Here is a 7,062-nt window from a genome sequence, read left to right as displayed (position 1 = left end):
CACAGCTGGCCGGCCCCACGCAAACCAGGCAATTGCGCCAAAAGGCCCGCCGGCGAATGCGACAACGACCCAGATCATGAGCGTCGTGTCAGTCATCCACCAGCGATGCGCATACATCGACACCGGCGCCATCACAATGAGTGCAAATCCCACAACGATTGCTGGCCCGAGTGGCGTGGCGAAGAACGCTGGGCCCGCAAACTCAGTGAGCCATGGAACGCCAATCTCGGGTGCGAACGTCGACATGTGAGCATCCCACTGGCGTTTGCTGAGAGCTTGCCCAACGCGCCCCTGTCATCTTGCGAAGAAACATGCAATCCGATTCACTTGTTTTCGGAGGGGAGTATCCCCGATCCGCGTTGCGTCGTCACTACGGTCAGCTCACACTGATCCGGCGCCACGGGCCGACACCGTTCGGCTGGGAAAGACCTCCTGAATCGCTCTCACGACCTTTCAGGAGTTCTTTATGGATGTCCCCCTCTGGCTCTGGATCGCCGTACTCGGCGTCATTCTGCTCATGCTGGCGATTGACCTGTTCGCGCACCGAAAAGCGCACGTGATCGGCGTGCGAGAAGCGGCCGTGTGGTCGATCATCTGGGTAACGCTCGGAATCGCCTTCGGCGGCTACATCTGGTGGGAGTACGGTGCCGAGCTCGGGCAGCAGTACTACGCCGGCTATCTCATCGAGAAGTCACTCGCCGTCGACAACGTCTTTGTGTGGGCGATCATCTTCGCCTTCTTCGGGGTCCCCCGTGAGTTCCAGCACCGCGTGCTGTTCTTGGGCGTCATTGGGGCTCTCGTCTTCCGCGCGATCTTCATCGCCCTCGGCGCCGTGCTGATCGACCAGTTCTCGTGGATCCTCTACGTTTTCGCCGCGTTCTTGCTCTACACGGGCTACGTGATGATTCGTAAGCGCAACGAACACATGGACGTCGCCAATTCGAAGATCCTCAAGCTCTTCACGCGGTTCGTGCCGATGACCGATGCGTACCACGGGCAGAAGTTCCTCATCCGAAAGGCCGGCGTGATCGTCGCCACTCCCCTGCTGGCCGTTCTCGTGCTGGTCGAGGTGACCGACATCATCTTCGCGGTCGACTCGATCCCCGCGATCTTCGGGGTCACGAGCGAGCCGTTCATCGTTTTCACGGCCAACGCCTTCGCGATTCTGGGCCTACGCGCGATGTACTTCTTGCTCGCCGACCTGATGCACCGCTTCGTTTACCTCAAGCTCGGCTTGGCCTTCGTGCTCATTTGGGTGGGCATCAAGATGTTGCTGCTCGATTTCTACAAGATTCAGACGAGCGTGTCGCTCGGTGTCGTCGCCCTCATCATCACGATCTCGATCGTGACGAGCCTGCGGGCGACCCGCGGCGAAGGTCGACACGCTGTCGAGGTCGAGAACGCTCCCCCGTTCCGCACCGCGACTGAGGCCGAATTGGCCGAGGCGCAGCCGCTGTTCCGTCGTCGCCGCCCGCAGCGCGCGGTCGCGACGGCACCGATGTCTCCCGTGCAGGGCGACGAGCCCCATGATCCGGATGCTGTGACCGAGCACAGCGCCCGCGACAGTTCTTAGGGCTCACGACTCTGGGCCGGTGGTGCGCACGATGAGGGCGTGCCACCGGCTCAGGTGTCGCATATGGGGACTGACCGGCTCACGCCGCGCCGGCGGTTCGACGCAGAAGACGCGGCAGGTCATAGGGCTCGAACGGCTGACCGGATGCGAGCAACTCGTCTGCCGTAAACCAGCCGTGTGCCGTGACGTCAATGTGCTCGTCGTCGGTCCAGTTGGTCGACACGGGTTCGAACCGCTCGCAGCGCACGACGTAGTACTCCGCGTGGCCGCGGTCGTGATCCGCAGCATCCCACGCCACCTCGAAGTCGAGCGAGAACACCGGCTCCCCGACGCTGTCGACGACGAGTCCCGTCTCTTCGAAGAGCTCGCGAATAGCTGCTTGCTCGTGGGTCTCGCCGGGGTCGACTCCCCCACCGGGTGTGATCCACCGACTCCAACGGCTCGAGTCGGGCGCCGCCGTAAAGAACAGCAGAGCCGCCCCCTCGGCATCCATGAGGATGATGCGGGATGACCGCCGCAAGCCCGGCGTCGAGGTCACGCTTTACTCGGCGCCGAACTCGGTGAAGTAGCTCACGTTACCCACGAGACGCGTGTTGTCGGCGGGAACCGGATCAACCGCAGCCTGAGCAACCTCGGCAGCGAACTCGCTGACGTTGTAGAGCTTGCCGGCGGCCTCTTTGCGGGCGTCGATGGCACCCGGGGCCGCGCGCTCGAGGAGGGTCGCGGTGATGGTGCCTTCGATCATGTCGCCCGAGACGACCGTGAATCCGATGCCCTTCGCCTCGAGCTCGGGAATCATCGCCCGCAGTGCGTCTTCACCGGCTCGCTTCGACGAGGCCACGGCTTCATACTCGGGCATCGTCGGCACGGTACGGATGAAGTGGGCCTGGTGGCTCGTGACGAATACGACGCGACCGCCGGGGCCCATGAGTTCGACGCCCTGCGTCAAGACGTTGACCTGCGCATCCCGATTGAGCTTGAGGGCGTAATCGTCGCCCATGCCCGATTCCATGCCGCCGGAGGCGTTGAGCACGAGAATGTCGAGGCTGCCGAAGCGCTCGCGTGCCGCATCCATCATCGCCGCGACCGACGCCGCGTCGGTGAGGTCAGCGCCCACGGCAATGGCGTTGCCGCCAGCCGCCTCGATTTCAGCGACGAGCTTTTCGGCGCGGGGCGCCTTAGCCCGGTAGTTGATGACGACATTGGCACCGGCAGCGGCAAAGTACTTGACGGTGTCAGCACCGATGCCACGCGATGAGCCAGTAACGAGAGCGGTCTTGCCGGCGAGTGAGCCGGGCTGCAAAGGGGTGTTCACGGTTCTCGACCCTATCGCTCACACGTGCCCGGCGCGCAGTCAACCGCCGGTGATAGCGTGAGCGAATCGCGGTTTTCACGACGAAGGAGAGACGTGGTCGATCTGACGCAATACCTCTGGATCGTGTGGCTCGTGTTCGTCATCGTCTGCGTGATCATCGAGGTTCTCACTCTTGAGTTCACGTTCATGATGGTGGCGGCTGGCTCGCTCATTGGCGGCCTCGGCAGCAACCTTTTGGGCCTTGACTGGTGGGTGCAGATTCTTGCTGCGGCAATTGTCTCGGGCCTGCTGCTCTTCACGATTCGCCCGTGGCTGCTGCATCGCCTCGACCGCGGCGTCGAACCCGCCCGCACGAATGTCGACGCGCTGTATGGCATGGCAGCGCGCGTCACCGCCCCGTTCGTTGACGGAGCAGGTCTCGTCAAGCTGGCGAACGGCGAAACATGGACGGCCCGGTTGGCACCGGAGTACGAAACACTGACCCTCTCGCAGGGCGACCGTGTGGTCGTCACGCGAATTGATGGCGCGACCGCCGAGGTCGCACCGACCGAACGGAGCGAATCAGCATGATCTCTTCCGAGGCCTTTCTCGGCCAACTCTTCGTTATCGCGCTGTTGGTGGTCGTCGCCATCTTCGTCGTGGTCGTGCTCGTGCGATCGATTCGCATCGTGCCGCAGGCGTATGCGGGCGTCGTTGAGCGTCTCGGTCGCTACCGCAAGACGCTGCAGCCGGGCCTCAACCTTCTCGTGCCGTTCATCGACCGCATGCGCCCCCTCGTCGATATGCGCGAGCAAGTCGTCTCGTTTCCGCCCCAGCCCGTCATCACCGAAGACAACCTCGTCGTCTCGATCGACACGGTCATTTATTTTCAGGTGACGGATGCCCGCGCAGCGACCTACGAAATCGCCAACTACCTCGCTGGTGTCGAGCAGTTGACCGTCACGACGCTGCGCAACGTCGTGGGTGGTCTCAACCTCGAAGAGGCCCTCACGAGCCGCGACAACATCAACGGCCAACTGCGCGTGGTGCTCGACGAGGCCACGGGCAAGTGGGGATTGCGTGTCAACCGCGTCGAACTCAAGGCGATTGACCCGCCCGTGAGCATTCAAGACTCCATGGAGAAGCAAATGCGCGCCGAGCGCGACCGCCGCGCCGTCATTCTCACGTCAGAGGGTTCGAAGCAGTCGCAGATTCTCGAGGCCGAGGGTGCTCGCCAGTCGGCGATTCTCAAGGCGGAGGGTGAAGCGCAAGCCGTCATCCTCAAGGCCGAGGCCGAAGCAAAAGCCATCACGACGGTCTTCGAGGCCATTCACAAGGGCAATCCCGACGCTCAGCTTCTGGCTTATGAATACCTCCAGATGCTTCCCAAGATCGCCGAAGGTGACTCGAACAAGATGTGGATCATCCCGAGCGAGCTCACCGAGGCACTCAAGGGCATCGGCCAAGGGTTCTTGCCCGGTTCGGGCGGGGCGGCAGGTTCGAAGTCGGCACCGAAGGCCTAATGCTCTCCGAGCTGCCGTACTTCTCCGCTCCACGCCCGCGGGTGCTGGCACACCGGGGCCTGGCGACGGCCGCGCCAGAAAACACGTTGCTCGCGTTCGCTCACGCTCTTGCTGTCGGTGTGACGCACATCGAAACCGATGTGCACGCGAGTTCTGATGGGCAGGCGATCATTGCGCACGACCCTGACCTCAGCCGCGTCGCCGGGCGCCCACAGCGAGTGGGAGACCTGACGGCTCGCAAGTTGAGCCAGATCGACCTGGGTCATGGCCAACACCTGCCAAGCCTGCTCGAGGCCCTCGACGCGTTTCCGGAGGCACGCTTCAACATTGACCTCAAGAGCGCCGAGGCGGTGGCACCCACGATCTCCGCGATCGCGCACGCTCGCGCCGTCGATCGCGTGTTGCTGACCTCGTTCAGTGAACGTCGTCGGCGCGCAGCGCTTCGTCAACTTCCGCAGGTGGCGACGAGTGCCTCGGGGCCGCGGTTTGCCGCCGCGCTTCTCGCGACGGTCATTCGTGGCAGGCCACTCGTGCGAGCAGCACTGCGAGGGCTTCACGCCGTGCAGATTCCGCCCCGCGCGATGGGCCTCGACACCGTGAGCCCGGCGCGCATCCGTGCCTTCCACGCCGCGGGAGTCGAAGTGCACGTGTGGACGATCAACGACGAGCCCGACATGCGGCGCCTTCTCGCCCTGGGCGTTGATGGAATCGTGACGGACCGGGCCGATGTGGCCATGAAGGTCGTGAACTCTCTCGGTTGACGCTGGCAATGCCCTGGGAAGCCCCTCGCGCCCTCGGCTTGCTCACGGGTGGCAGGTCTATACCTATTCATGAACCTCGGTATCTAGTCGCGCTGGCGACATACCGATCAAGTGATGGGTCGAGGAGATCACCATGGCGGATCGCACACTGCGCGGAATGCGGCTGGGCTCGCAAAGTATGCAGAGCGAAGAAGGCGTTGAGTTCGCCGATCGCCAGCGCGCTCAATACCGCACCGACGATGGAGAGACCTTCGACGTCATCTTTGCGGCCGACGCCGAGCTTCCTGACACGTGGGAATCGCCCAAGAGCGGCCGGGAGGGCGTGTTGCTCACGCCGGATGGAACGCCCGTGGTGATTGCGGCCGGCGAAGAAAAGGCAGCTCGCACCCACTGGGACATGTTGCTCGAGCGCCGAAGCAGAGACGAACTTGAAGAGCTTCTGCAAGAGCGCCTCGAGCTTCTGCGCGCGCGACGCGGCGAGGGCGAACGCCTCGGGGCCTAGCTGTACCCGGTGATGACGTTGGTGACAGTCGACTGATCGGCGGGAGGCCTCCGCAGGCGGTGTGGGGTCGAGCGTAGTTGTAGTGCTCGACCCAGGGCTGCAGCGCATCGAGTCGGTCCTGGTTTGAGGTGAACGCGCGACGGTATGCCCACCCGTCTTGCAGTGTTCGGTTGAAGCGCTCCGCCTTGCCGTTCTGCCACGGCGAGTAGGGCTTGGTTGTGATGTGTTTCGCGTCGATGAGCTGCAGGGCTGCTTGGAAGTCTCGCGAGTTGCGGTAGTTCAATGCGTTATCGGTCATCACGCGTCGAATCGTGACGCCCAGGCTGGCAAAGAACTCGGCAGCTTCCAGCAAGAACGCCGCGCACGTGGCGCCTTTCTCGTCGGGGAGCACGCGCACGAACGCAATGCGGGAGTGGTCATCGACCGCGACGTGCAGAAAGTCCATGCCGAGCTTTGCTGACTTCACTCGGCCCCGGTTGTGATCGACCACGCCGGGCCCGTCGATGCGCCACCCACCACCATCAGGAATGCGGCCGATCTTTTTGACATCCAGGTGGAGCAGGTCGCCGGGGTGCTCATGTTCGAACCGTAGCTGCGTTCGGCGGGACGCTCGAATGAGGATGCCTGTGATGGGGTCCAGTTCGTGAAGTCTCGGCAGTCCGGCTCGGGCGATGATGCGTGACGCAGTTGACGGGCTCACCCCGACACGGGCAGCGAGCTCGTCTCGACCCACGCGTTCATCGACACGGATGCGCAGCAGGCGTGCAGTCAGTTCTGGACTTGTCACGGTCGGTGTTGATCGAGGGCGCGAAGAACGATCTCGCAAGCCGGCTGTTCCCTCGATGCGAAACCTGCGTACCCATCGGTGGGCGCACGTGCGGGAGATGCCGAGTTCTTTCGCGACGTGCGCAACGGGGCGGCCCGAGAGAACGCGTTGGACAAGGATCAGACGGCCCGCGACTGCAAGCCTGGCGTTACGGTGAACCATGAGGGGGCCTCCATTGGCTGGGTGATTGAACACCACCAGCGTGGAGGCCTTCTCCTCAGATCAGTGTCACCAACGTCATGACCGGGTACACCTAGCGGGCCGCGGCATCACCTACGGCTGCGGTCGTGCGAGGCCGGCGCCGCAACCACGATGTGACCCCCCAGGTGGTGACGCGAAACAGTGCTTCGAGCACGATCCCGCCGCCCATCTTTGACTCTCCGGTCTCACGCTCCACGAACGCGATGGGGTGCTCACGCACGACTCCCCCGGATGATTCGATGCGCCAAGCCAGTTCCACCTGAAAGCAGTAGCCCTGCGACGACACAACCGCCCGGTCCAGCCCCCGCAAGGCGTGCGTGCGATAGACGCGATAGCCCGCCGTCATGTCGTGAATGCGCGATCGCAGCATGATGCGGGCATA

General features: G+C 63.5%; 8 protein-coding genes and 2 pseudogenes. 5 read left to right on the top strand and 5 right to left on the bottom strand.

Features of this window, described 5'->3' with window-relative positions; all coding sequences use genetic code 11:
• On the bottom strand, positions 1–246 hold a 246-nt coding region (locus tag SFU54_RS00600; protein WP_319014385.1), incomplete at its 3' end, for a hypothetical protein.
• 220 nt (positions 247–466) lie between these two features.
• Here SFU54_RS00600 and SFU54_RS00595 point away from each other — a divergent pair.
• On the top strand, positions 467–1,573 hold the full coding sequence (locus SFU54_RS00595) for a TerC family protein (protein ID WP_319014384.1): 1,107 nt from the start codon (positions 467–469) through the stop codon (positions 1,571–1,573).
• A gap of 79 nt (positions 1,574–1,652) precedes the next feature.
• Here SFU54_RS00595 and SFU54_RS00590 read toward each other — a convergent pair whose 3' ends face one another.
• Both SFU54_RS00590 and SFU54_RS00585 read right to left on the bottom strand, forming a co-directional pair.
• Entirely contained in the window at positions 1,653–2,111 is a 459-nt protein-coding gene (locus tag SFU54_RS00590) for an NUDIX hydrolase (protein ID WP_319014383.1), read from the bottom strand.
• Positions 2,112–2,114: 3 nt separating this feature from the next.
• Positions 2,115–2,888 carry an SDR family oxidoreductase gene (locus SFU54_RS00585; protein ID WP_319014382.1) on the bottom strand — a complete coding sequence of 258 codons (774 nt, stop codon included), beginning with the start codon at positions 2,886–2,888 and terminating at the stop codon, positions 2,115–2,117.
• Between the two features lie 93 nt (positions 2,889–2,981).
• Here SFU54_RS00585 and SFU54_RS00580 point away from each other — a divergent pair, with 93 nt between their 5' ends.
• The 4 genes from SFU54_RS00580 to SFU54_RS00565 all read left to right on the top strand — a co-directional run bounded on the left by SFU54_RS00580 (position 2,982) and on the right by SFU54_RS00565 (position 5,653).
• On the top strand, positions 2,982–3,458 hold the full coding sequence (locus SFU54_RS00580; RefSeq protein WP_319014381.1) for an NfeD family protein: 477 nt from the start codon (positions 2,982–2,984) through the stop codon (positions 3,456–3,458).
• Positions 3,455–4,390: an SPFH domain-containing protein gene (locus tag SFU54_RS00575; protein ID WP_319014380.1), complete on the top strand. Its 936-nt coding sequence runs from the start codon at positions 3,455–3,457 to the stop codon at positions 4,388–4,390. Before SFU54_RS00580 ends, SFU54_RS00575 begins: the two co-directional genes overlap by 4 nt.
• Complete coding sequence (locus SFU54_RS00570; RefSeq protein WP_319014379.1) at positions 4,390–5,151, top strand: glycerophosphodiester phosphodiesterase family protein; 762 nt, start codon at positions 4,390–4,392, stop codon at positions 5,149–5,151. Before SFU54_RS00575 ends, SFU54_RS00570 begins: the two co-directional genes overlap by 1 nt.
• A gap of 133 nt (positions 5,152–5,284) precedes the next feature.
• A complete protein-coding gene (locus tag SFU54_RS00565) occupies positions 5,285–5,653 on the top strand; it encodes an RNA polymerase-binding protein RbpA (protein ID WP_319014378.1) in 369 nt (122 codons plus the stop codon).
• 16 nt (positions 5,654–5,669) lie between these two features.
• On the opposite strand, the pseudogene SFU54_RS00560 reads toward SFU54_RS00565, so the two are convergent.
• Positions 5,670–6,641 (bottom strand): annotated as a pseudogene (locus SFU54_RS00560) (IS481 family transposase); the annotation flags it as partial.
• Positions 6,642–6,732: 91 nt separating this feature from the next.
• Positions 6,733–7,062, bottom strand: a pseudogene (locus SFU54_RS00555) (dolichol-phosphate mannosyltransferase); the annotation flags it as partial.

Source organism: Microcella sp. (assembly GCF_033763155.1).
GTDB lineage: Bacteria > Actinomycetota > Actinomycetes > Actinomycetales > Microbacteriaceae > Microcella.
This window is presented reverse-complemented; position numbering and strand designations above follow the sequence as displayed.

Coding starts and splice junctions, on each gene's coding strand:
- SFU54_RS00570 (WP_319014379.1), top strand. CDS start 4,390: ATGCTCTCCGAGCTGCCGTACTTCTCCGCTCCACGCCCGCGGGTGCTG.
- SFU54_RS00565 (WP_319014378.1), top strand. CDS start 5,285: ATGGCGGATCGCACACTGCGCGGAATGCGGCTGGGCTCGCAAAGTATG.
- SFU54_RS00575 (WP_319014380.1), top strand. CDS start 3,455: ATGATCTCTTCCGAGGCCTTTCTCGGCCAACTCTTCGTTATCGCGCTG.
- SFU54_RS00595 (WP_319014384.1), top strand. CDS start 467: ATGGATGTCCCCCTCTGGCTCTGGATCGCCGTACTCGGCGTCATTCTG.